General features: G+C 31.3%; 23 protein-coding genes. 7 read left to right on the forward strand and 16 right to left on the reverse strand.

Annotated features, from left to right (window positions below; translation table 11 throughout):
* Window positions 1-92: 92 nt before the first annotated feature.
* A complete protein-coding gene (locus OCU55_RS15850) occupies window positions 93-428 on the forward strand; it encodes a winged helix-turn-helix transcriptional regulator (protein WP_261853269.1) in 336 nt (111 codons plus the stop codon).
* Between the two features lie 201 nt (window positions 429-629).
* Here the strand turns inward: OCU55_RS15850 and OCU55_RS15855 are convergent, their stop codons facing one another.
* The 13 genes from OCU55_RS15855 to OCU55_RS15915 form a co-directional block, all read right to left on the reverse strand.
* Window positions 630-1,808, reverse strand: a complete 1,179-nt coding sequence (locus tag OCU55_RS15855) for an acetyl-CoA C-acetyltransferase (protein ID WP_261853270.1) — start codon at window positions 1,806-1,808, stop codon at window positions 630-632.
* 165 nt (window positions 1,809-1,973) lie between these two features.
* Window positions 1,974-2,543: a TetR/AcrR family transcriptional regulator gene (locus tag OCU55_RS15860; RefSeq protein ID WP_261853271.1), complete on the reverse strand. Its 570-nt coding sequence runs from the start codon at window positions 2,541-2,543 to the stop codon at window positions 1,974-1,976.
* Between the two features lie 105 nt (window positions 2,544-2,648).
* A complete protein-coding gene (locus OCU55_RS15865; RefSeq protein ID WP_261853272.1) occupies window positions 2,649-3,491 on the reverse strand; it encodes an alpha/beta fold hydrolase in 843 nt (280 codons plus the stop codon).
* A gap of 2 nt (window positions 3,492-3,493) precedes the next feature.
* Entirely contained in the window at window positions 3,494-3,970 is a 477-nt protein-coding gene (locus tag OCU55_RS15870) for a helix-turn-helix domain-containing protein (protein ID WP_261853273.1), read from the reverse strand.
* A 430-nt stretch (window positions 3,971-4,400) separates the two neighbouring features.
* Window positions 4,401-5,696, reverse strand: a complete 1,296-nt coding sequence (locus tag OCU55_RS15875) for an IS30 family transposase (RefSeq protein ID WP_261853274.1) — start codon at window positions 5,694-5,696, stop codon at window positions 4,401-4,403.
* A gap of 344 nt (window positions 5,697-6,040) precedes the next feature.
* Window positions 6,041-6,697: a 7-cyano-7-deazaguanine synthase QueC gene (gene queC / locus OCU55_RS15880; RefSeq protein ID WP_261853275.1), complete on the reverse strand. Its 657-nt coding sequence runs from the start codon at window positions 6,695-6,697 to the stop codon at window positions 6,041-6,043.
* A gap of 31 nt (window positions 6,698-6,728) precedes the next feature.
* Window positions 6,729-7,319 carry a GTP cyclohydrolase I FolE gene (gene folE, locus OCU55_RS15885; RefSeq protein ID WP_261853276.1) on the reverse strand — a complete coding sequence of 197 codons (591 nt, stop codon included), beginning with the start codon at window positions 7,317-7,319 and terminating at the stop codon, window positions 6,729-6,731.
* Window positions 7,320-7,323: 4 nt separating this feature from the next.
* Window positions 7,324-7,989: a putative 7-carboxy-7-deazaguanine synthase QueE gene (gene queE, locus OCU55_RS15890; RefSeq protein ID WP_261853277.1), complete on the reverse strand. Its 666-nt coding sequence runs from the start codon at window positions 7,987-7,989 to the stop codon at window positions 7,324-7,326.
* Window position 7,990: 1 nt separating this feature from the next.
* Window positions 7,991-8,422, reverse strand: coding sequence for a 6-carboxytetrahydropterin synthase QueD (queD, locus tag OCU55_RS15895; protein ID WP_261853278.1), 432 nt, complete (start codon window positions 8,420-8,422; stop codon window positions 7,991-7,993).
* A gap of 15 nt (window positions 8,423-8,437) precedes the next feature.
* Entirely contained in the window at window positions 8,438-9,199 is a 762-nt protein-coding gene (locus tag OCU55_RS15900) for an acyl-CoA dehydratase activase (protein ID WP_261853279.1), read from the reverse strand.
* Window positions 9,199-10,197 (reverse strand): 2-hydroxyacyl-CoA dehydratase family protein, encoded by a 999-nt coding sequence (locus OCU55_RS15905; protein ID WP_261853364.1) that lies wholly within the window; start codon window positions 10,195-10,197, stop codon window positions 9,199-9,201. The genes OCU55_RS15900 and OCU55_RS15905 overlap by 1 nt, the downstream gene beginning before the upstream one ends.
* A gap of 445 nt (window positions 10,198-10,642) precedes the next feature.
* Entirely contained in the window at window positions 10,643-11,089 is a 447-nt protein-coding gene (locus OCU55_RS15910; RefSeq protein ID WP_261853280.1) for an ImmA/IrrE family metallo-endopeptidase, read from the reverse strand.
* Between the two features lie 11 nt (window positions 11,090-11,100).
* Window positions 11,101-11,541: a helix-turn-helix domain-containing protein gene (locus OCU55_RS15915; RefSeq protein WP_261853281.1), complete on the reverse strand. Its 441-nt coding sequence runs from the start codon at window positions 11,539-11,541 to the stop codon at window positions 11,101-11,103.
* A gap of 224 nt (window positions 11,542-11,765) precedes the next feature.
* Between OCU55_RS15915 and OCU55_RS15920 the strand changes: the two genes are divergently transcribed.
* The 3 genes from OCU55_RS15920 (at window position 11,766) to OCU55_RS15930 (ending at window position 13,220) form a co-directional block, all read left to right on the forward strand.
* Window positions 11,766-11,948, forward strand: coding sequence for a sporulation protein Cse60 (locus OCU55_RS15920; protein WP_261853282.1), 183 nt, complete (start codon window positions 11,766-11,768; stop codon window positions 11,946-11,948).
* Between the two features lie 181 nt (window positions 11,949-12,129).
* The gene (locus OCU55_RS15925; protein ID WP_261853283.1) at window positions 12,130-12,564 is read left to right on the forward strand and encodes a sigma-70 RNA polymerase sigma factor region 4 domain-containing protein; all 435 of its coding nucleotides are present in this window, start codon (window positions 12,130-12,132) and stop codon (window positions 12,562-12,564) included.
* 284 nt (window positions 12,565-12,848) lie between these two features.
* Complete coding sequence (locus tag OCU55_RS15930; RefSeq protein WP_261853284.1) at window positions 12,849-13,220, forward strand: ribosomal maturation YjgA family protein; 372 nt, start codon at window positions 12,849-12,851, stop codon at window positions 13,218-13,220.
* A 110-nt stretch (window positions 13,221-13,330) separates the two neighbouring features.
* On the opposite strand, the gene OCU55_RS15935 is transcribed toward OCU55_RS15930, so the two are convergent.
* Window positions 13,331-14,620, reverse strand: coding sequence for a tetratricopeptide repeat protein (locus OCU55_RS15935; RefSeq protein ID WP_261853285.1), 1,290 nt, complete (start codon window positions 14,618-14,620; stop codon window positions 13,331-13,333).
* Window positions 14,621-14,993: 373 nt separating this feature from the next.
* On the opposite strand from OCU55_RS15935, the gene OCU55_RS15940 reads away from it, so the two are divergent.
* Window positions 14,994-17,642 (forward strand): SH3 domain-containing protein, encoded by a 2,649-nt coding sequence (locus OCU55_RS15940; protein WP_261853286.1) that lies wholly within the window; start codon window positions 14,994-14,996, stop codon window positions 17,640-17,642.
* 170 nt (window positions 17,643-17,812) lie between these two features.
* Here OCU55_RS15940 and OCU55_RS15945 read toward each other — a convergent pair whose 3' ends face one another.
* Window positions 17,813-18,442 (reverse strand): hypothetical protein, encoded by a 630-nt coding sequence (locus tag OCU55_RS15945; RefSeq protein ID WP_261853287.1) that lies wholly within the window; start codon window positions 18,440-18,442, stop codon window positions 17,813-17,815.
* Window positions 18,443-18,807: 365 nt separating this feature from the next.
* Here OCU55_RS15945 and OCU55_RS15950 point away from each other — a divergent pair, with 365 nt between their 5' ends.
* Both OCU55_RS15950 and OCU55_RS15955 read left to right on the forward strand, forming a co-directional pair.
* Window positions 18,808-19,239, forward strand: coding sequence for a phage holin family protein (locus OCU55_RS15950; RefSeq protein ID WP_261853365.1), 432 nt, complete (start codon window positions 18,808-18,810; stop codon window positions 19,237-19,239).
* 159 nt (window positions 19,240-19,398) lie between these two features.
* A complete protein-coding gene (locus OCU55_RS15955; protein WP_261853288.1) occupies window positions 19,399-20,439 on the forward strand; it encodes an N-acetylmuramoyl-L-alanine amidase in 1,041 nt (346 codons plus the stop codon).
* Between the two features lie 189 nt (window positions 20,440-20,628).
* On the opposite strand, the gene OCU55_RS15960 is transcribed toward OCU55_RS15955, so the two are convergent.
* Window positions 20,629-21,864: a chitosanase gene (locus OCU55_RS15960; RefSeq protein ID WP_261853289.1), complete on the reverse strand. Its 1,236-nt coding sequence runs from the start codon at window positions 21,862-21,864 to the stop codon at window positions 20,629-20,631.
* Window positions 21,865-22,377 lie beyond the last annotated feature (513 nt).

Genomic DNA, 22,377 nt, shown 5'->3' on the forward strand with positions numbered 1-22,377 from the left:
TATACTATAAATTAGGAAGTAGTGATATATTAATCATATAATTTCAAAAAAGTAAGTAATGTGGTAAATCAATGCATGAGGAGAGAAAAAATATGTCTGAAATCAAACTGGAGCGAGGAAACTCTTCAGATAAATGTCCAATAGGAGCAGCAATAGATATAATAGGTAGTAAGTGGACGTTTTTGATAATAAGAGATTTATTAATAGATGGAACTTTGCGATTTGGTGATCTATTACGCTCACTAGATGGAATAAGTCCTAAGACCTTATCTGTAAGGCTTAGGGAATTAGAAAAAGTAGGATTGGTAGATAGGATGGTATATGCAGAGATTCCACCTAAGGTAGAATATAAGCTTACTGAAAAAGGAAAAAAATTAGAAACTGTATTTATAGAATTAAAAAGATGGGGACTTACAATCGTTGAATAGCTTCATGAAATAAAGAAAGCACATATATTGATTTTAAATATATATGTGCCTTTAAAAATTATCATTATATAGTGGATTTTATATAATAAATAGTCTTTATAATTTTATTCAAAAATATTTGTGGGCATTATTAAATTCATGATTGTATAAGTATGCCTATTAGATAAGTGGATTTATCTAATTTATTTAAGCTAGAATAGTTTATTCTCTTTCTACTATCATTGCAGTTCCTTGTCCGCCACCTATACATAAAGTTGCTAGTCCTCTTTTTGCATCTTTGTTTTTCATAGCGTGAAGTAGTGTAACCAGTATTCTTGCACCTGAAGCTCCAATTGGATGACCTAGAGCTATGGCTCCACCGTTGACATTTACTTTACTCATATCAAGATTTAAATCTTTAGCGATAGCAATACTTTGTGATGCATAAGCTTCATTAGCTTCAATTAAATCTAAATCTTCTGCTTTTAAATTAACCTTATCTAAAGCTGCTTTTGTTGCATAGAAAGCACCATAACCCATTATTGCTGGATCAAGTCCTGCAGAACCATAAGATGCTATTTTAGCAAGAGGTTTTATTCCTAATTCTTTAGCTTTATCAGCACTCATTATAACTAGTGCTGCAGCACCATCATTAAGTCCTGAAGCATTACCAGCAGTTACAGTACCATTTTCTTTAAATATTGGTTTAAGTTTAGTTAGAGCTTCTATAGTGTTTCCGAATCTAGGGAATTCATCTGTATCAAATATAATTTCACCTTTTTTAGTTTTTATAACAACTGGAACTATCTCTTCCTTAAATTGACCACTCTTAATAGCTTCTTCAGCTTTTTTTTGAGAAGAAAGTGAGAATTCATCTTGTTCTTCTCTAGTTACATTCCATTGTTCTGCTACATTTTCGGCAGTTACTCCCATATGATAATCATTGAAGGCATCCCATAACCCGTCTTTTATCATTTCATCTACTAAGTTATTGTGGCCCATTCTGTAACCCCATCTTGCATTTTCAAGTATAAATGGAGCTGCAGACATGTTTTCCATACCACCAGCCACTATAACGTCAGCGTCACCAGCTTTAATTATTTGCGCTGCTAGGCTTATGCTTCTTAGGCCAGAACCACAAACTTTATTAAGAGTTAAAGCTGGAATTTCTACTGGCAAACCTGCTTTTACAGCGGCTTGTCTTGCTGGGTTTTGTCCAAGACCAGCTTGAAGAACATTACCAAATATAACTTCGCTAATTAATTCAGGTTTTATTCCAGCTCTTTTTACAGCTTCCTTTATTACAACAGCTCCTAAATCAACAGCAGGAACATCCTTAAGAGTTTTTCCGTATGCTCCTATAGCAGTTCTTACAGCACTAACGATTACTACATCTTTCATAATAAAATACCTCCAAAAGTTTATTTTTTTTATAATATTGAAATAAAATACGCCTATCATAATAGACTGGTCTGTCTGTTATTGTGAAATTAATTAGCACTCAAATTACTGAGAGCCAATTAATAAATCTTATGTATATTTATATTAGGATTAAAGAGAGTTTCTTTAGTCTTTATAGATTGAAATTAGATCATCTGACATTCTTCTTAATGTATTTATATCTTTGCTTAAACGATAATACACTAGATATCCTTCGTATATAGCAAATGCACGGTTGGATAGAGTAAGTACTTTTTCTTCAGGAACTTTAGAAAATCTAAGAACCTCAGCGAAAATATAAATTAAGTTATTCATGGACTTAGTATAGTATTCTGCAAGATCTGGTTCAGAAAATGCTATCTCAAGTCCTAGTACTGCAAAAGGGCATCCAAAATGCTTGTTATTTTCTGCACCAGAGATCATTGTATTTGTTAGAGTTTTTATAAAAGCTTCCCACTGATTACCCTTAGCAGAGTTTAATACCATCTCACCAATTTTTCTTTCATAATAATCAGAAACACTTATCGCCAAATCTTTTTTACTTTTAAAGTGAAAGTAGAAGGAGCCTTTAGGCAATCCTGTGCCTTCTAAAATGTCGTTTATTCCAGTAGCATTATAGCCTTTTTGTATAAATAAATTAGCTGCACATTCTATTAAGTTATTTTTTGATTGTTCACCTTTTGTGTTCTTAACCATGGTTTTGTCTCCTAATTAGAAATATATCTTACAATTCATATAATAGACCAGTCTGTCTACTAAGTCAAGTTAAATTTTTAACAATAAAACACTAATCGATAAAGATTAGTGTTTTATTGTTAAAAAATCTATTATATCTGATTTGATGTTGGTTATTGCGTGACCAGTATTCATCAAAAAATTTATATCTGCTTTAGGAAGCAGTGTTTTTAAGCGGTCAGCAGTTTTAATTGAGTGTAACATTATATCTTTATCTCCTACGAATAGGGCAAGTGGCATCTTGAGTTTCAATAGCGCTTCATCAGAAAATATAGGTATTGGCTCATAACGAAAATTGAAGCTTTTCCTAATGATTTTTTGATATTTAAGCATTGTAGTTGGAATAGGTTTATTTCCATTTACTTTAGTATATAGTTTTTCCATGCCTTTCTCACCTTGAAGACTATGTAGTATTGCTTTAAACATAAAAGATGTTTTTTGAGGGCCAATTCCAGAAGGAGATATTAATATAAGTTTATCAACTCTGTTTGGATAATTTACTGCAAACTTTATTGATAACCATGCACCTAAAGAAATTCCTATAATACTTGTAGTACTTATAGAAAGAGAATTAAGCACTGCATAAAGCCAGTCTGAATAAGCTGAGCTTTTTAAAGAAAATTGTCTTTCATCACTTTTACCAGGGTCACCGGGTATATCAATTGCATACACCCTATAATTCTTAGAATACTCACCTATATCACCTACCCACATAGCTGAATTCATACCTGCGCCATGGAGTAATATAAGGGGAGGGGAATCTATTTTTCCTGAAGCTATTATAAAAGTACTACCATAATTAGTATCGATATAAAGCTCTTCGTAATTCAAATTAGAAGCTTTTAGTATTTTATCATACTGTTCAATAACTTGTTTTTTCATAATATTTGATTTAAATGCTGTTTTCATTTTCATTTCTCCGTTAATAGTTTTATGAAGCTTAATACTTCTTCTGTAAATTTGATATCACCCCATAATAGTACTCTTAATCTATTTTCTTTTTCCGAATACTGCATTTTTATAGTTGAAAGTCCTAAATTAGGGTCTTTGCTGTTCATTAGGGCTAAAAGAGAATTTGATATTCTGTTATATTCATCTATATTCAACTCGTTTATGTCAACAACTGAAGATACATTAATTTTATTTTGACTGTTAGATGAAGTTGATTTACTTGTAGAGAATTCTATAAGATTTTCTTCCTCTTTCGTTCTATCTATTTGAATATCACTGTTCTCCATGAATAAGCTTAGATCATGACCAGAGATTCGCCATTGCTTACCAACCTTAGCAGCTCTAAGTTTTCCTTCGGTTATAAATTTTCGTATTGTTTTGTGGTGCATACCAAGTATTTCAGCAACCTGGTCAATGGTATAAAGTTTTTCTTCCATAATAATCATTCCTTTGCTAATTGAGTATGGCTTAATTATAGATTAGTTAAATGTATAAGTCAATAAAAATACTGCTATTTATTATACTTTGTTGCTATTTGTTGTGCTTTGAGGATTGAAAGAGTAGTGAATGGTGAATTGTAATCCGAACTTCCCATTTGTAGCCCAAGAATCCCATTTTGAAAACGAAGTTCTCGTTTTGTAACCAAAAGTCCCGTTTTGAAAACGAATATCCAATTTTGTAAGCCAAAATCCTGGGTAAGATACTCTTTTTTTGAGAAATTCTGCTATAATTATGATACTAACACGTAAAAAAGTGCATACTAAAGAAAAGGTCGTTTTTCGTTCGATTTTTTGTAATCGGAAAATCCACCCTTACTGCAGTCATATAGAATGTAAAGTATGCTGGTGGCAATTGGTTGTTTACGTGTTATTGTTTGAGAAGTACTGGTTTTAAAATGATTTTCTCAGCGGCTACTGAGAAGCAATTTAACCGGTGTAGTAAATCTTCTCCATAGTAAAAGCTGAATGCCTCATATGGGCTCTTGTTGTTCAGCTTTTTTCTTTTGTATGAATTTACATGGTTCATCATAAGACATATGTCATTTTGGGTTAATGATTCGAAATGAGTCCCTTTAGGGACAATCCTCCTCACCAATTCATGATTAACCTCTATTGAACCCTTTTGATATGGACTACTTGGATCGCAGTAAAATATATTAGTTCTTCTAAGCCCATCTGGGCCAAATTCAATGGCTTTAGGATTAGAAAACTCACTGCCATTGTCTGTCAGGATGACTGGGAACAGGTTTTTAAATTCTTCTTTTCCTATTGCTTTATAAATGTGTTGAAACACATCAATAACTGACTGCGAGGTGTTTGAATCACGCAAGAATGCCAGCATAAGACTGGTATCCACGAAGTGAAGAGTTAATAGAACCTTTCCACCTTTGCTTCCAATGACGGAATCCATTTGGACTACAGAAAGCTCTGGATGCTTTTCCATAAAAGCTTGAAAATCTTTATAGTTACGATTAACGCGGCATCCTTTATCAACTTTAAATTCTGGTTTCTTATAGCGAGGGCGATATTTTACCTTACGGGGTAAGTCAATGTTACGTACATCGAAGAGACATGCATCTATGTAGTTATAGAGCGTTTTTTCGCTGCACATGAGTTTATCAACATGATTGACATAAATCTGGTGTATCGACTGCCCTTGTTTAATCAGTGGTGAAATCAAAGTATTCAGTCTTGCAAGCTCCGCTTCACTAGAGAGAATTCCGCTTCTAGACTCTGATATGGTTTCTTTAAAGGTAGACTGAGCATCCTCTGCATAATACATCGTCTTTCTAAGGGTACATTTAGTTAACTGTCCACATGCGTTGCAAACATAAGGTGGTTTAAATTGACTTGAGCAAATTTCTTCTTCAAAGTCCAAACATTTGTCGTTACAATTCCGGCAAAGTTTGCAATACTGTGCAGAAGGATGAGTGCAATCTTCTTTTTTACAAATCCGCTTCTGTTTGCAGCCCGAACGGCCCTTACAGGCATTGTACGGCCACCCGCTACATCCAGTTTTTATTTCGATTGCATGCTTTTTAATCTCCTTAGCAATAGTAGTACTATCTTTCTTCAATCTCTGAGCTATTGATCCAAAAGAAAGATTTTCTTTCAAACACGCCTGAATATCAAGGCGTTCTTCGTAAGTCAAATACTTAGACATGATTGCCTCCTTATCTGCCACCAGCACAACAAGGATATCAATCACAATAAATCATTTCAATCATCAAACAAAAAGAAGACCAACCATTAATCTTGATTAGTCTTCTAAATATTAACATTTGTAAATGAAAAATCTATACCGTACTTTACAATACAAACTCTATAAACTTGATTAGAAATAAATTCTGCACTATGGAATTTCATTTTACAATTAAGGAAAATTTGCAAAATAAAAAGCTTACACTAAAGCTATAATAGTGTAAGCTATAATTTATATTGTAGTTTCTCTTATTAAGTTTTTATGCTCAAATAGATTATTGAAATTAAGTGGTTATGCAGGAGTTTTTATAAAAAGTTATTCTTAAACTCTAAATAACCATTCTTTCTAAGTTTGCAGGCAGGGCACTCTCCGCAGCCATTTCCTTTAACACCATTATAACAAGTTAAGGTTTCATTTTTCACTATATCTAGAACCCCTAAGTCATAAGCCATCTTCCAAGTCTGAGCCTTGTTTATCCACATCAAAGGTGTAAAGATCTCAAATTGATAATCCATAGCTAAGTTTAAAGTTACATTTAGAGATTTTATAAATACATCTCTGCAGTCTGGATATCCGCTGAAATCACTTTGAGAAACACCAGTTATAATTGTATTTATTCCTCTTTGTTTTGCAAACACAGCTACAAAAGTTAAGAATAATAAGTTTCTTCCATCTACAAAGGAATTAGGAAGTCCTTCAGTAGGTGCGTTTTTATCAACAGTTATGTCTTGTCTAGTTAATGAATTAGGAGCTAATTGGTTTAATAGGTTAAGGTCTAGGATATGATGTTCGATGCCATGTTTTTTACATATATCTTTTGCACATTCTAATTCTAATTTGTGTTTTTGATTGTAATCAAAAGAAACTGCTATAACTTCTTTGAATTTTCTCTTTGCCCAAAATAAACAAGTTGTACTATCTTGTCCACCACTAAATACTACTACTGCTTTTTGCTTATTCATAATTACACCATCCTCTTAATCTTATATATTTTTACTTAGTATAAAGCATCATAAGTTTATTATTTAAAATTGGATCAGTATTAAATCTACCTCGTAGGGTAGTAGTTATAGTTTTAGTTCCAGGTTTTTCTATCCCTCTAGTAGTCATGCAGCCATGTTCACCTTGAATTATTACAGCTACATCCTCTGATTCGGTTATTTTTTGAAGAATTTCAGCTATATCAGTTCCAATTCTTTCTTGAAGCTGAAGTCTTCTTCCTACAATATCAGCTATTCTGGCTATTTTGCTTAAACCTATCACTTTTTTGTTAGGAACATAGGCTACTGCAACCTTCATATTGTACATTAAAGCTAAGTGGTGTTCGCAGTGACTAAATATTTCTATGTCTTTCATAAATACTAAATCGTTATTGTTGTTCTTTATATCTAAATCATCTTCAAAAGTAACATTGAACATAGATGCAATATCATCATTTGTATAGTTCATACCGTTAAAAACATCTTCATACATTTTAGCCACACGTTTTGGTGTATCCTTTAAGCCTTCTCTTTCAGGATTGTCACCAAGGGCTATTAAAATACCTCTTATATGTTCTTCAATTGCTTTTATATCAATTGCCATATTTTTATACCCCTCTCTTTGATGGCTCCCAAATTATTTTGTGAAGCTGAACTTGAAGATTAACACCATTCATCTTGTTGTTCTTCATAAACTCTACAATACTATCTAAGGAGATTTGTCCAAATACGGGACTAATATATACGTTTGTTTTTTCAACTAAATCATATCTATCAATTATTTCTTTAGCCTTTTCTAAATCTTCAGAACTTCCAGAAACAAATTTAACAGTATCGTTTTTTGTTAGGAATTTAAAATTATCTAAGTTCATTTGCTTTTCCATATTGCTTGACGGAAGCTTATAATCCATAGTAAAGCTTGGTGGATTTTCGACTTTTGAGAAAGTATCAAGCAGCACACTACCATTTGTTTCAATCTCGATGTGAAGTTCCTTATCTTTAGCTAGTAGTTCCAGTAATTCAACTATTCCTTCTTGAAGAAGTGGTTCACCACCAGTTAGAGTTATATTTTTAACCTCTGTGGATTTTATATAGTTATATATTTCTTCTGAAGACATAAGATCATAGGGAGCGTTTTTTTCATTAGCCCATGTTGTATCGCAATAACTGCAATTTAAATTACAGCCTGCAAATCTTATAAAAATAGCTAATTGACCACATCTACGGCCTTCACCATTTATACTTACAAACTTTTCAACAACCTTAAAATTCATATTAGTTAACCCCACTTTCTTCATATCTAGCACTATTTGTAGGTGTTTCATAAACTGTAGCGCTCTTAACGTTGTAGCCTTTTTCCTTCATTGTTCTATAAAAGAAAGCTGCAAAGTTTTCTGCTGTTGTTCTAAAATTCAATTCTATTATCTTAAAACCGTCTTCCTTTAGACAGAATAAGCTTTCTTCTCTCATAGATCCTTTTTCTATTATCAACGCATGATCGTAATAATCAACCATAGCCTTAACATCGTTTTTTAAATCACCGAAATCTATTACCATTCCTTTAAGCTGACCCTCAGACACTAGAGTTTCAGCCTGAACTTCTATTTCAACCTTCCATCTATGACCATGAATATTTGCGCATTTTCCTTCGTACCTTGAAAGAAAGTGAGCACTATCAAAGCTGTGTTCTGCTTTTAAAGTATACATGTTTCTCCCCCTAATCTATTTTAAAAACTTACTTCCATAGTAACAACAGCCAATTGCTCCATTAAACTGAGGCTCTTCTACAGAAATTATTTCTTCGTAATCATTCTTTAAGTAACCTTTTATAGCAGAGTTGTTAGCAACACCGCCGGTTAGAACCAATTTATCACCTCTAAAGTTACTTAAAAGAGGGCGCAATCTCTTGTACATGGAGTAGTTAACTCCTGCACATAATCTTTCTACGGCAACTCCTTCTGCTATTTTTCCTATAAGTTCTGATTCTGAGAATACAGCACAAGTAGAATTAAGATCTACAGGATTTTCGGAATACTTACTCATCTCTTCGAAAGAAATTTCAAGAACATTTGCCATGTTTTCTAAGTATCTTCCACAGGAAGCAGCACATTTTTCATTAAGTTCCAAGTCGGTAGTTAAACCTTTTTCTATTTTGACTATCTTAACATCCTGTCCGCCAACATCTAATAGTATAAAATCCTTTAAAGAACTCTGATAGATTGCTCCGTAAGCATGAGCCTTTATTTCGTTTATTTGAGTAAATAGCTTTAAGTCAGTGTTATTCTTTCCGTAACCTGTAGATACAGCCCTATCAAAATGGCCAATCTCTAGTTTATCTAAATCAACCACTATTTTACCGTCCATGTGGCAATAATCTCTGTAAAATCTCATGGTACTGATTTTCTTCTTTAGCACTATGGCGCCGTCTTCCATCATTACGATCTTAACCTCTCTGCTGCCAAGATCTATACCTAGAATTCTCATTAGTTAGCCTCCTTTAAATCCAATAGCATATCAAGAAAAGCCTCTAACCTAAGCTTAGTTCTTGCATCTAAAGTATTTAATTTATCACCTTCGATATTCAATATAGGAATATCAAGTTTATTCTTTATAATTATATCTTCAACAGCTCTATAGCAGAAAGCTTGGGTGTAGTGGATTATCCCATCTAGCTTTCTTTCTTCTATTTGCTTTTTCAGTTCTAAGATTCTAAATTCAGTGTTATATGGGTAAGTATAGTCATAATATTGCTCATATATATTTTTTGCTTCAACTCCTCTAGGAAAAGCAAATTCTCTTTGAACCTCATTATATACAAAGTGAGCATTGAAGTTTTCAACAAAACCATATATATCAGCGGTCATTGGAGGAACCCCTATGTAGCCAAGGCGAAGCTTCTTATTTATTGGTTCCCTTGTTCTTATTTCATTTATTGCTTTCTTTAGATCAGCCTCAAAAACATCAATATCTCCGTTAAAATCACTTAAGCTAACTTGATGAAGATGGTTTTCAAATCCATTGGCTTTACAGTCTATATAAGTTAATTCGTCTACTTCTTTTCCAAGAGCTCTAACTTCATTTAATCTTTTTCTAACAGTTTCAACTTCTGCTTCTTCAACATTGAAGTGATCCATAAGTTTCTTTATTTCTCTTTCAACATCTTCTAGGCTGTGGCTATGTGGAAAAGAGAAGGGGTGTACCTTTATTCCTTTTAATTGAAGAACTTCAATTAAAGCTTTAGTATTGGAGCAGTCACCTTCCATAACGCCAATTACTTCTTTTATACCGTTTTCTAAGCAAGCTCCATAGAGGCCTTTAATCCAAGTGCACATACTTTTTGGAAAGCCATCTTTTTCAGCCATATCTATATATTTTAAATAGTTATCAGACACTACAAAAACATTATTTAAATCCACTGGTGTGTATCCAGCAGCAATAAGAACTTCTATAGGAACTGTTGTTGTTAAACCTATCTTCTTAATTTTAAATCCCCCTTAACTTGTACAACTCGAACCATGATTTGTTTTAATTACTAAACAATAAAAAAAGGATTTTACTAAACTTTATTAACTTATAGATATTGATTCAGAGCTTAGTCACTCCAGAATACAACATATATAAGTTAAGTTTTTCGTAAAATCCTATGACATACTTTTTAGTTTAAAAAAGGGCGTAAAAAGCCCATAAACAAAAACACTACCTAGACGGGTAGTATACGTCCTAGTTTTGTTTATAGACAGGATGGTTACGAACTGTCTTTATTAAATTATATAATTACGTACTTTACTATAATATAGGATATGCAACAAGTCAAGATAAAAGTATGATATATCAGAGAAGTATTAAAATCACTATTTTAACTACAAATGAAACTATATAAATTTTATAATATCTAAATATAGCCATTTTAAATACTTTGATATCCTTTTAATAATCAGTTATTAAATAGGATAGTTCAGGAGAAATGCCAATACAGCTTGCTATTTGGTCAATAGACATTGATTCTAATTCAACCTTGTCAAAACTTACATTAAGCATTTTGAAAGCAAAGTAATTAGCTTGTTTTTCGAATTTACCAAGGTTTGTAAAGTTCTTATTAAAGGCAGCCTGACAGATTTGTGTATGAAGTAGGGCATGAGCTAATTCGTGGAATAATATAAAAGCTTCCATAGTATCTTTAATATCATTTCTAATGAATACAATTTCTTTATCATTAAAGTCACGATAATAAAAGCTATCGTTACCTCTCAGTAAAATATTAGATGCTTCAATTTTATGTATTTTTATTTCTAGATAGTCATATAGTTCATAAACATTATCAGTATTATAATTTTCTCTAATTCCTGAAATTATATCATCGATCCAAGAATACATATAATCACCCTTTACTTCTTATATTTAAGCCCCAATAATTGCAGTTGATTTAATAGTTCATTTGCAAATTGTACCATTTCATCATCTGAGAGTTTCTTTATGTCAAATCCGCCATAACCCATAATAGCTGGTTGTTTTAGGATAAATTTCATTGCTTCTTCAGCAGTTTTAAATTCTCCAGTGTCATTTAATGAAGAATCATCTTTAACATTTAAATTTCTGTCCTCTGAGTCAGAAAGTTCAGCGCTTTGAGTAGAGTTAAGCTTCATGATTTCATCTATGCTTACCTCAAGTGCAGCAGCTAGTTTTTCTAAGGTATTAACTGAAGGGTTTTTTTTCTCATCTCTTTCTAAAGCACTAATATAGCTTGCATTAACCCCACTCAATCTGGATAATTCATTAACCCCAATCTTTTTAGCTTCTCTTATAGCCTTTATGTTCTTGCCGAACACAATAATCACTCCTTTATACGTATTAACACAATATATGCTTATAGAATATATTATATCCTATCAGAACATGAAGTCAATAGAAAAACAAAGAAAAATCGAACGTGTGTTCTTAAAACTTGATATAAATTCCAAAAATCGCACTTTTTTAGGAAATAAGCAATTAGTATATTCTGATAGAACATGATATTATATTCTCAAAGAATACAGAAAGGATGGAGAATTTAATGACTAAAGTTTTAGAATTAAAGAGAAAGAGAGATTTAACAGAGGAGATTAATAAATTTATAATAGATAATCCTAGTATTAAGATTATCGACATAAAATACTCAATTAGTAGTTATGTTGAAGCTAGTAAGGTTAAGAGCTTTAGTGGAGCTTTGATAGTATATGAAGAAAGTGATATTTAAGGTGCTTCTTCAGGACATCTATTTTAATATTAATTAAATCTAAAGATGAAACACTTCAATCCGAAAATATAAATTTTATTATGAAGTGGTACATCAATAAACATAGAAGAGTAAGCGGTAATGTCTTAAATAATGATATGGTATATAAAAATTTGAAAATTTATAAGTAAGAGGTGATGAGATGGGGACAAGTGATAAGTTTAAAAAAATAGAGGCAATGCTTTATAATTACAAACAAACTGAGGTTGAGATTAAAAATATTGATTTGGATATAGAAGAAGTGAGAAATGAGTATAGGGGAGTGGGAGCAATGGTCTATGGTGAGAGGACAAGCTCTACTAACAAGATTTCATCCTCTGTGGAAAATGAAATAGAGTATAAGGAAAACAGGATAAGTTATCTAACTTCATTAAAAAGAAGTAAAGAAATCGAACTTGAGAGGTTAAATAATGTACTAAGTATATTAAGTGAAGACGAATATAAACTGATAGAACTTAGATATTTTAAAAAGTTGCAGTACAAGCAGATTGCAGATATTATCTGTATGAATGATATATATATAATCGATAAAAAGAAGAAGATAATAAATAAGCTTATCCCACTAATGAATATTTAATATAATAGTGGATAGTATCAAGGAGCATACATAAGTTTGGTTAATACAAATTTATGTATGCTCCTTTATGTATAACTACTTAAATTGGAATATGTGTAATTATATCGTATATAAATTCTTAAGGTGTAGGTCTATAATTATAGTATGTGAAAGAAGATTTGTAATACAGTGGATCGATAACAAGAGTTATTAGTAAAAGTAATTTATAAAACATTTAAATTAGGTACAATTAAACTAACAAGCTAACAATTTATATATTAAGTTATTGAGAGTAGGTAGAAGTAATGAAGATAAATATAAGATACATACTAAGTTTTATTATTTTATTTATAATAGAAACCCTTATTGCACTTTATGTGCACGATGCGATAGTCAGGCCATATATAGGGGATATACTTGTGGTTATTCTACTATATACATTGGTTAGAGGGATCATAACAAAAAGAATAAAATTTTTACCAGTGTATCTATTTTTATTTGCATCAGCAGTAGAGGTAATACAATATTTTAAATTTATTGATTTATTACATTTACGAAGTAATAGAGTGGCTTCAGTTATACTAGGAACATCTTTTGATATAAAGGATATTTTGTGTTACCTAGCTGGAAGTATAATTTTGATTATGTGGGAGCAGTTTGTAGATAGAGAAATTTAGATTTTATATATTAAAAGAACTTAGTTTATGGCTAAGTTCTTTTTTCTGTAAAGAGAATTATAAAATTTTTATACTGATTAAACCTAGATATTTCAATGATTTCAGAAGTTTCAGTGAACTTCGTTATATAAATCTAGGAAGACCGAATTGCCCCTTATCTTATCAAATATGCAATCATCAAGATAGTCATAATAACAAATAAGTTTTTCTTTTGCTATATTTAAATTACTAAAACATTCATCAAGATTATCTTCGTATAAGTTTATAGCAGCTGAAACAATATAAAAATCGCCATTATCAGGGTCAATTTCTATAGCCTTTTCTATATTTTCTCTAGCAAGTGGTATATTCCCTAGCTTGTACAGTATATGAGCATAATTTTTATAGGCTTCCGCTAATGTATTATTAATTTCTATGGATTTCGTAATATCTTCTAGAGCTTCTTCATATTTATTAAGTCTAATTAATACAAAAGCTCTATTGTTTAATGTTACATTATTGTTGCTATCGAAACTTAATATTTTATTTGAAACAATAAGTGCAGAATTAAAATCAAAACTTTCTACATATGATTCCCATAGTAAGCTATTAGTCTTGATATTATCATTAATAGCTATAGCTTTTTCAGCTATAGAAATAGCTTTATCGTATTCTTTAAGTAATATATGATTATTAACAGCCATGATGTAAAGGAGTATTTCATTGGGATGTATTTTTATGTAATCATACAACAAATTTAAAGTATCTTTAATTAGATTTACCTTACCATCTGTAGAGCTATTTCTCATATAGTAAGAAATATTACTAGGATTAAAGTCTATAAACTTTTCCATATCGTTAACAGCCAAGTTATATTTATTTGTGTAAAAAAAGCACATTGCTCTAATGTAATAAGCAAATTCGTTATTGTTTACACTATTTAAGTAAGTATTCATATCTGATAAAGCATTCTCAAAATCATCAATTTCGAAATAAGATTTACCTCTTAAATAATACGCATCTATATTAAGATAGTTAAGCTCTAGAATTTTTGTACAATCATTTATTACATTATTATAATTTTTAAGTGTAAAGTTACATAATATTCTAAAATAGTAGGTGTCAACATCACTATCACATAGTTCTATTGCTTTATCTAACTCATCAAGGGCTAGAGTAAAGTCTCTATTATTATAGTACAATTGACCTTTTAAGTTGTGTGCATAGAAATGTTCAGGATATATGTCAATAGCTTTATCATATAATTCAAATGCTTTTTCAACATTTCCTGAGCCAAGATATTCAGTTCCTTTTAATATGTACATATTGTATTTTCTTATGATTTCTTTCTTATTACCAGCGCGATTTAGTATAACTACAAATGCAACAAAGATAAGGATGACTATTATTATGAAGATCATTTTACCACTCCTAATATATTGGGATTAATACTTATTATACCATTATTCTAGCTGATATTAAGGCTGTTATAATAGAGGTTAGTAAAGTTGATACATTTATGTGATAAATGAAAATCTAATAAAAATCTAATATTATTCTTATAAACAGCTTATTACATACCTTAGTTTCCATGTGTTAGTATTACATCATAGAAATTGTTTAAGAGCAAAGCACTTAGTTAATCGCTAGGTGCTTTTTCTTTTGACTAAATTTTCTAACGTGAAAGGATGTGATGCTTATGAGGTTATAACTTTACAAGCAATTAGAAACACAAATTTTAGTTAAACAAATTATTAAAAACTTAAAAAACAAAATTAATGGAGGAATGAAAAAATGGCAAAAAATTATCCAGATATAAAACCAGGACAAATAGTTTCAGGAGGATTTACGTATCCAAATAATGCTCAAGTAGTAGGAGATGTTCTTTATTTAAGGGATGCAAATGGAAATGTAATTTCAGGAAGGCAAGTAGACAATGGTGACAAGATAACTGTTCTTGATGTAGGTTATACTAAGCAGATTACATTAATACAATACCCAGCAGGAACTGCAGTAAGACAAGGGTATGTTACCAACTCTACCAATATAATAAAGTATCTTAATCAAGGGGCTTGGAAGAATGGTTCTACATCAGAAACAGTATATGATGAAAATGATGCGGTGCTTGGTTCGTTAGATCCATACGAAGTAGCAACACCATTATATAAAGCTAGTAATGGAAAGACTCATGTAGTATACAATACTAGCAAAGGAGCAAACACAAAGTCGGGTTATGTTGTATATGGTGGTGGAACTGGTTCAACAAATCCTACAGGTGGTATAGTTCCTGGAGAGGTAGTACCAGGTGGATTTACTTATCCTAACAACGCACAAGTAGTAGGTGATGATCTATATTTAAGAGATGCAAATGGAAATATGATATCAGGAAGACAAGTATCCAATGGAGATAGAATTACTGTATTAGACGTAGGGTATACTAAGCAACTAGTTTTAGTTCAATATCCAGCAGGAAGTGTAGTAAGACAAGGATATGTTACTAATGCTACAGCGTTAATAAAATATGATAGACAAGGTGAATGGCATAATGGATCAACGGCAGAAGAGGTGTTGGATGAAAATGGAGCTCATTTAGGTTCATTAAATCCATACGAAGCTGCAACACCATTATATAAGAAAAATGGAATGACACACGTTGTTTATAATACCGATAAAGGACCAAATACTAAGTCTGGCTATGTTAGATATGAAGGTAGTGCAATAAATCCTATTACAATACCTCAAGTGTCTGCATCTGGTGCTCAAAGAATAGTGTATGGTACAAGTGGTAAAGGAAGAGATTTAGCAGCCTATAAGATAGGTAGTGGAAGCAATTCTTTAGTATTTGTTTGCGAACAGCATGGTTTTGAAGATCATTGGGATAGAGATGGAATTGAATTAGTGTATATAGGAAATGATTTAATTACTTCGCTTGCCAATAGTTCAACAAATGGATGGACTGTATATGTAATACCGTCAGCTAATCCAGATGGACTTATAGAGGGATATACAAATAATGGTCCGGGTAGATGTACGATTGTAGGAGCAGTAGATACTAACAGAGATTACCCTATAGGATTTACTCCTCATGGAACTACAAGAAATTGGACAGGTGATGCACCTTTAAGTGTTTCTGAATCAAGAAGTTTGAAAGGTTTTATAGAAAGAATAAATAACGATACTTTAGGAGAATTAGTTGTAATAGATCTTCACGGATGGGAAAATGATGCTATTGGTAATACTGAGATAGGACAATATTTTATTAATCAGTTTGGTTTTACCCAAAAAACTGGGTATGGAGAAGATAGCGGATACTTAATTGCGTGGGCTAAATCTATTGGAGCAAAAGCAACTTTAATAGAACTTCCATCAAGCGCATATAGCCATAGTGATGTAGTAAGTGGAGGATATTCACAAAAGATAGTAACTTCAGTGAAAAATTTAATAAAATCTATGGGAAATAACAGTATTAGTGATGAGGTTCCTTTATTTGTAAAGGGACAAGTAATAGATGTTAATTCTACTCTAAATGTGAGGAGCGATGCAAACATCTCTTCAAGTATTATTGGATCATTATCTCCAGACGCATATGTTCAAATAGTAGCAGAAAAATATTACTGGTATAAGATACAATATTCAAGTGGATTTGGATATGTTAGTAAGGATTATATACAAATAATAAGAGATGGGGTTCAGCCACCTGATACTGAAGATGAAAATGAATACTGGATAGAAGATACAATAAGACGTGGCTGGGGGCCAATTACAGAAGAAGAATATTACAGAAGAGTTAATGAGATTTTTGGAAATAACCTACAACAATATTTTCTTTCAGATCTTAATAAAAAAGATGATTTTGATTATACTCCTTCACAGTCAGATATAATTTCTCTGTGTAATGCTTTCTACAATAACGAAACATCTGCTTACTTACTAGGAACAAAGGAATACGATACTAATAAGCCTGGATTTATGAGAGTGTATGAATATGATTTGAATGGTACAAGACGTTTAATTGATGAATATAAACTTAAGTCTGCGCCATCTATACCTGAGCGAATTAGTGTTGGCTTTAGTAAAGGAGCGAGATTGCAGTTTTTAGAAGGCATAGATAAAGCATTTAATTTAGCAGGAGTTACAGTAGGAACTTTTGCAGATCTAGTAAAACTTGAAAAGGAAGGTTATATTCATTCTTTAAGAGATGTAGCTGTAGCTTTAGCTGTTACAACAGTGCATAATGGATTAACTACATGGGTTTGTGGAATAATATCATCAACGGTAGCAACTATTGCTGCGCCTGAATTACCAGTAGCGAGCTCAATTATAGGAGGAGTATTTGGTGCTGTTGCCGGCTATGTTATATCAAAAAAATTAAGTGATGAAAAGACAGAAGAATATCTTACAAATAAAATTGAGTGGTTACTTAAGTTGCTATTTGGAGAGTAGAAAAGTAATCTGATTGCAAATAAATTAATCAAAATAAGTTAATTTATTTTATCACAAAAAAGCAGTGTGAGGAATTTATTAATAATAAATTATATTCACACTACTTTTTAAAATATCAATTTTATATAAGAATATTTAAAATGTGAAATCAATTAAACACTTCACAAATATTATTTATACTTATTTTTCATGACTAGATAGAATTTGTGGAAGCCTGATATAGTAGGAATAAGCAGATAGGACGATAACAAAATAATTATGCCAAGAGGAACGCTTCTAAATGTTATATGCTTTGAAATAGTAATTCCAATTGCTGCGCCTAAAGAACCTATTAATCCTGCAAATTTTTTGTTGTGAGTTTTCCTAACGTAAGTATTTTTAATTTTAATCCTTATATTTGAGATAACTGCAACAATAATGACAACATATATCAATAAGCTTATCCCAATAATTGTATAGGCTAAATCACTATCTAATTCGTAAATGAAAATTTGTGAAGACATAAAAAAATAAAAGATTGAACTTCCTATTAATGAGATAGCAGTATATAGGTGGAATAGGATGTTTATTCTATTTACGATAATATAAAATACCAAAGAAAATATATCGAAGATTACAACGGAAATAATAAGGAATAGAGTAAAATCTTTTGAAGTAGAAACTCCTGTAGTGTTATAAAGAGAAAAAAGCATATAATTAAAGACATTTATAATTAAAGCGATGCCTACAATTAAACTTCGTATTGACGCATTGTCTGGTATTTCTGTATATATATCAATAAACTTATTTCTATTTCTCATGATATCCTCCTTGGGAGAAATTCCAGGTACTCTTATGGTTTCATAGTTATATGATCTATTTTTTATGGTCATTGCTAAGTTTTAAGACAGAGCTAAGAAGTTCTATTTAATTATAGAATAAACTAATAAATACCAAAAGTATATGATAATTTAAGAATGTAACAAAAAAATTAGAATATAATTACTATAAATTAATCAGTGTAAATTAATTTTTCGAATTAAAGAAGTGTAATTAGTGGTTTGTAAAGTTTTTGAAGAATATGTACTAAATAAGCTTTGAAAACGGATTGTTATAATAAGATATTTAGTTATAGGTAAGTACTTTTTGTTTTGCAAATTAATATATAAGAAAGGAGGCATAAGAAATAGATAAACAAAATATACTAACATCAACAATAGCAGCCATAGGAACAGTAGCAACTTGGATTTTTGGTGTATGGGATACTGCTCTTATGGTGTTAATTGCTTTTATGATACTGGACTATACAACAGGAGTTATAAAAGCTTATATAAACAAGATAATTTCTAGTGATGTAGGGCTAAAAGGAATAGCTAGAAAGTCAGTTATATTCATAGTTCTTATTGTAGCAGTTCTTTTAGATAAGCTTCTTAATACTGGCACATGGGTATTTAGGACCTTAGTGTGCTATTTTTATATAGCAAATGAAGGCATAAGTCTATTAGAAAACTGTGTGGAACTTGGACTACCTGTACCAGAACAGTTGCAAGATGCTTTAGTTCAGCTTAAGGATGGTAATAGAAAAGAAATGAAAAATAACAATGAAGAGGCTCGTTAGAGTCTCTTTTTTACTGTATAGAAAAGTACAAATCTTTAGTTACTTAAACTCAGTGATTTAAACTATATTAAGATGAGCTTTTTATAAATTAGATTAGGGTTAAGTGCTATTTTAGAATTAAATATGAATTGAAATTTAAATGAAAGGAGGCATTAGTAAATGAAGATAGCAATAAGAGGTGGTCATAATTTTCAAGCGGTAGGGGCATCAGGAATTATTGATGAAACTACAGAAGATCGAAAGGTTAAAGATGCTGTTATAAAGTATTTAAGAGCAGCAGGACAAAATGTTTTAGATGTGACTCCAGGAGAATGTGACCAAAATACAGATTTAGTATATGGAGTAAATAATGCAAACAGTTTTGGAGCAGAACTTTTCGCGTCAATACATTTTAATAAAGCCTACGATAGTTATAATGGAGCTATCGGTACAGAAATTTGGATATATTCTACTGGAGGACAATCAGAACCTATTGCAACTAGTGTAGTGAAGAAGATAGCATTAGAAACAGGCTTTAGAAATAGAGGAGTCAAAACTTCTACTACGTTATATGAACTGAGAAAAACCTCAATGCCTGCGATGATAATTGAAGTGTGTTTTGTAGAAGCTACAGAAGATGTAAGTATATATAAAGAAAAAGGACCTGATTTTATCGGGAAATGCATAGCTGAAGCTATAATTGATAACACAACAGCTGAAGTTAAAGCTGATACCAAACAAAATGTTCAAGGTATTCATCCCGAAGTTACGAATAATATAAGAAATCAAAGCAGTTTTAGCACTAACGCAACTGCTCTAGTTGCCTTAGATGCGAGAGATAAAGGAGAAGCTTCTTATATTGACATAGGAGAGATATATGCTAGCGAAAGAATTCAGATATTAGCTGAAGTTTGTGATAAAGAGTATTTTTTACCAGTTATTTATTGGAAGGATACCTTAAGCAAGACATCTGAAAAAGTATGGGTAAATTCAAAACAAGAGGTATTAGCTATAGATACAAATGCAACTGTGGTTAATGTAGTCACTGAATTAGATGCAAGATATGAACCTTCTCCAGAAAGTATAAAAATGGGATATATTAAAAATGGAGAAAGGGTATTTGTTCATAAAGTAGTAGGCAAGTATGTATTAGCTACTTATTTTGCTGGTGTTGGATATAAGACTGCTTATTTTACTGGTAATTATATAAAAATAGATTGAAGAAGAGCTTAGAAGAATTACCTTTAGATTTTTTTGAACTTTAAGCATTATAAAAATCCACGATTGACTATACAGTTCTAAAGTACTCTGATTTTAAGTGAATTAGAAAAAATGCACCTCAAAATGTCAGTAGAATTGTCCAACATTAGAGGTGCATTTTTTATTTATTGACTTAGTTTTATTATGATATTACTGAGCTGCCTTTATAGAAAAAGTCTCCCAACCACTTATGGAATCTCTATTAGCATATAAAACGCCACCATTATTATAATCAGCGCATACATATTTATTATTTGCCATAGCTTGAAGTCCAACATTTCCATCACTTAAGATTACTAGCTTGAATTTTTCCCAACCATCGATTGTGGTACTTCTTGCAACTAGTTTTGTACCGTTATTTAAATCTGCACAAACATATTTGTTATTGATTTTTGATAGTAGAGATATTGTTCCATCACTATTTTGTATTACCTGGAATTTTTCCCAATCTCCAGCGGTTGTTCTATTTGCAACTAGAGGGTTGTTACCATAGTTATCAGCAGATATATAACTTCCATTATATACTGAAGTTATTGAAGACCATTGAGTTGGAACTGGTGTAGGATTTGTGGTAGAAGTGGTAATTGTAAAATTGTCCCCATAACAAGTAACTGTTAAAGGTGCAGTAAGATTTACGTTATTATTTGCTAAAAGTGTTTGATAAACTTTAACTCTGTCTTCAGAACCATTCCAAGCTGGATCTGATACAAGTATATTGTATCTTATGCTTAAAAATTTGCTTAGCCAAGTCTTTTCAGAGACTCCTGTCTTAGGTGTTCCACCAACGGCTTGAGTTGTTTGATTCATTATGTCTCTTGCGCCATCTTCGCCATGGTTTATAAATGCGTCATAAAGCTCGCCCTTTGTTATTGGCAAAGTTGCGCCTATTTCAGAAGCTGCTGCTTGAGCTGGATTCCAATACAACCTATCTACTAGATTATGCTGAGCTGTTTGGAAAGCAGGATCACTTGCACAAGATGCAAAATCAGCAGGAAAACCTGAAAGTCCAGCAGTACTGCTTTGCATACCATCTGGATGAGGCATAGCATCTATGGCTTGAAAAGCAGGTATATATTTAACTAATTTATTACTAGGGTTAAGTTTTTGATATTCTTGTAAAAACATTGTGCCGTCATAAGTACCGCTACAAAATCCAGGGAAGCCGAAAGTGTATCCTCTTCCATCCCCTATATTTTCACAATAATTATATTTTAGAGTTGTAGTACTGTTTTCAAAGATAGAAGTAAGCTTGTACATTACTTCCACGGAAGGACTTGAAAATGTATAAGCTTTAGCAGGTATAACTGAAGCCAATACAAAAAGAAAAGATAAAGCTAAGGTCGCTAGAGTCTTTTTAGAACTTGTCCACTTTTTTGATGCCTCCATTTATAAATCACCTCATATTTTATTTTTTACAACATCTTCTTTTAAATAAGTTTTAAACAATCCTTTACTTCATAAATTTTGAATTTGGGTTGAAAATTCAAAATTAAAAAACGTACCTAGTATCATAAAGTAACTAAGTTTAATTTGTTTATTTGAACTTCTCTCTACCTGTAAAACATAATATTTCGACAAAGTATAGCTTATTTTGCAAAAAGTTAAGTTTTTGTTATATTCTAAGTATTTATATGGAAATTTGTAGAGTTTTAAATTTAATTTATAGATAGTGAAAGATGCTGTATATTTTAGAAGAAATTTTGTAATTATTAATCTAATAATAAGAGTTTTACGATTTTATTGTAGACATATGAAGAATATGCAGGTTACAAGCGGTATAAGTTGTAGTATATTTTGACAAAAGAATATTCGGTAGAAATGTAAAAAACCCTCCTTTCATGCTATGAAATCATTATTTTAAGAATAAATCTGACATAAAATTGAAAAAAACAGGTAAAA

This window comes from Clostridium folliculivorans, assembly GCF_024341905.1.
GTDB lineage: Bacteria > Bacillota > Clostridia > Clostridiales > Clostridiaceae > Clostridium_AR > Clostridium_AR folliculivorans.

What these genes read in the sequence shown, in the direction of transcription:
- OCU55_RS15850 (WP_261853269.1), top strand. Translation starts at nt 93, where the DNA reads ATGTCTGAAATCAAACTGGAGCGAGGAAACTCTTCAGATAAATGTCCA.
- OCU55_RS15855 (WP_261853270.1), bottom strand. Translation starts at nt 1,808, where the DNA reads ATGAAAGATGTAGTAATCGTTAGTGCTGTAAGAACTGCTATAGGAGCA.
- OCU55_RS15860 (WP_261853271.1), bottom strand. Translation starts at nt 2,543, where the DNA reads ATGGTTAAGAACACAAAAGGTGAACAATCAAAAAATAACTTAATAGAA.
- OCU55_RS15865 (WP_261853272.1), bottom strand. Translation starts at nt 3,491, where the DNA reads ATGAAAACAGCATTTAAATCAAATATTATGAAAAAACAAGTTATTGAA.
- OCU55_RS15870 (WP_261853273.1), bottom strand. Translation starts at nt 3,970, where the DNA reads ATGGAAGAAAAACTTTATACCATTGACCAGGTTGCTGAAATACTTGGT.
- OCU55_RS15875 (WP_261853274.1), bottom strand. Translation starts at nt 5,696, where the DNA reads ATGTCTAAGTATTTGACTTACGAAGAACGCCTTGATATTCAGGCGTGT.
- queC (WP_261853275.1), bottom strand. Translation starts at nt 6,697, where the DNA reads ATGAATAAGCAAAAAGCAGTAGTAGTATTTAGTGGTGGACAAGATAGT.
- folE (WP_261853276.1), bottom strand. Translation starts at nt 7,319, where the DNA reads ATGGCAATTGATATAAAAGCAATTGAAGAACATATAAGAGGTATTTTA.
- queE (WP_261853277.1), bottom strand. Translation starts at nt 7,989, where the DNA reads ATGAATTTTAAGGTTGTTGAAAAGTTTGTAAGTATAAATGGTGAAGGC.
- queD (WP_261853278.1), bottom strand. Translation starts at nt 8,422, where the DNA reads ATGTATACTTTAAAAGCAGAACACAGCTTTGATAGTGCTCACTTTCTT.
- OCU55_RS15900 (WP_261853279.1), bottom strand. Translation starts at nt 9,199, where the DNA reads ATGAGAATTCTAGGTATAGATCTTGGCAGCAGAGAGGTTAAGATCGTA.
- OCU55_RS15910 (WP_261853280.1), bottom strand. Translation starts at nt 11,089, where the DNA reads ATGTATTCTTGGATCGATGATATAATTTCAGGAATTAGAGAAAATTAT.
- OCU55_RS15920 (WP_261853282.1), top strand. Translation starts at nt 11,766, where the DNA reads ATGACTAAAGTTTTAGAATTAAAGAGAAAGAGAGATTTAACAGAGGAG.
- OCU55_RS15925 (WP_261853283.1), top strand. Translation starts at nt 12,130, where the DNA reads ATGGGGACAAGTGATAAGTTTAAAAAAATAGAGGCAATGCTTTATAAT.
- OCU55_RS15930 (WP_261853284.1), top strand. Translation starts at nt 12,849, where the DNA reads ATGAAGATAAATATAAGATACATACTAAGTTTTATTATTTTATTTATA.
- OCU55_RS15935 (WP_261853285.1), bottom strand. Translation starts at nt 14,620, where the DNA reads ATGATCTTCATAATAATAGTCATCCTTATCTTTGTTGCATTTGTAGTT.
- OCU55_RS15940 (WP_261853286.1), top strand. Translation starts at nt 14,994, where the DNA reads ATGGCAAAAAATTATCCAGATATAAAACCAGGACAAATAGTTTCAGGA.
- OCU55_RS15945 (WP_261853287.1), bottom strand. Translation starts at nt 18,442, where the DNA reads ATGAGAAATAGAAATAAGTTTATTGATATATATACAGAAATACCAGAC.
- OCU55_RS15955 (WP_261853288.1), top strand. Translation starts at nt 19,399, where the DNA reads ATGAAGATAGCAATAAGAGGTGGTCATAATTTTCAAGCGGTAGGGGCA.
- OCU55_RS15960 (WP_261853289.1), bottom strand. Translation starts at nt 21,864, where the DNA reads ATGGAGGCATCAAAAAAGTGGACAAGTTCTAAAAAGACTCTAGCGACC.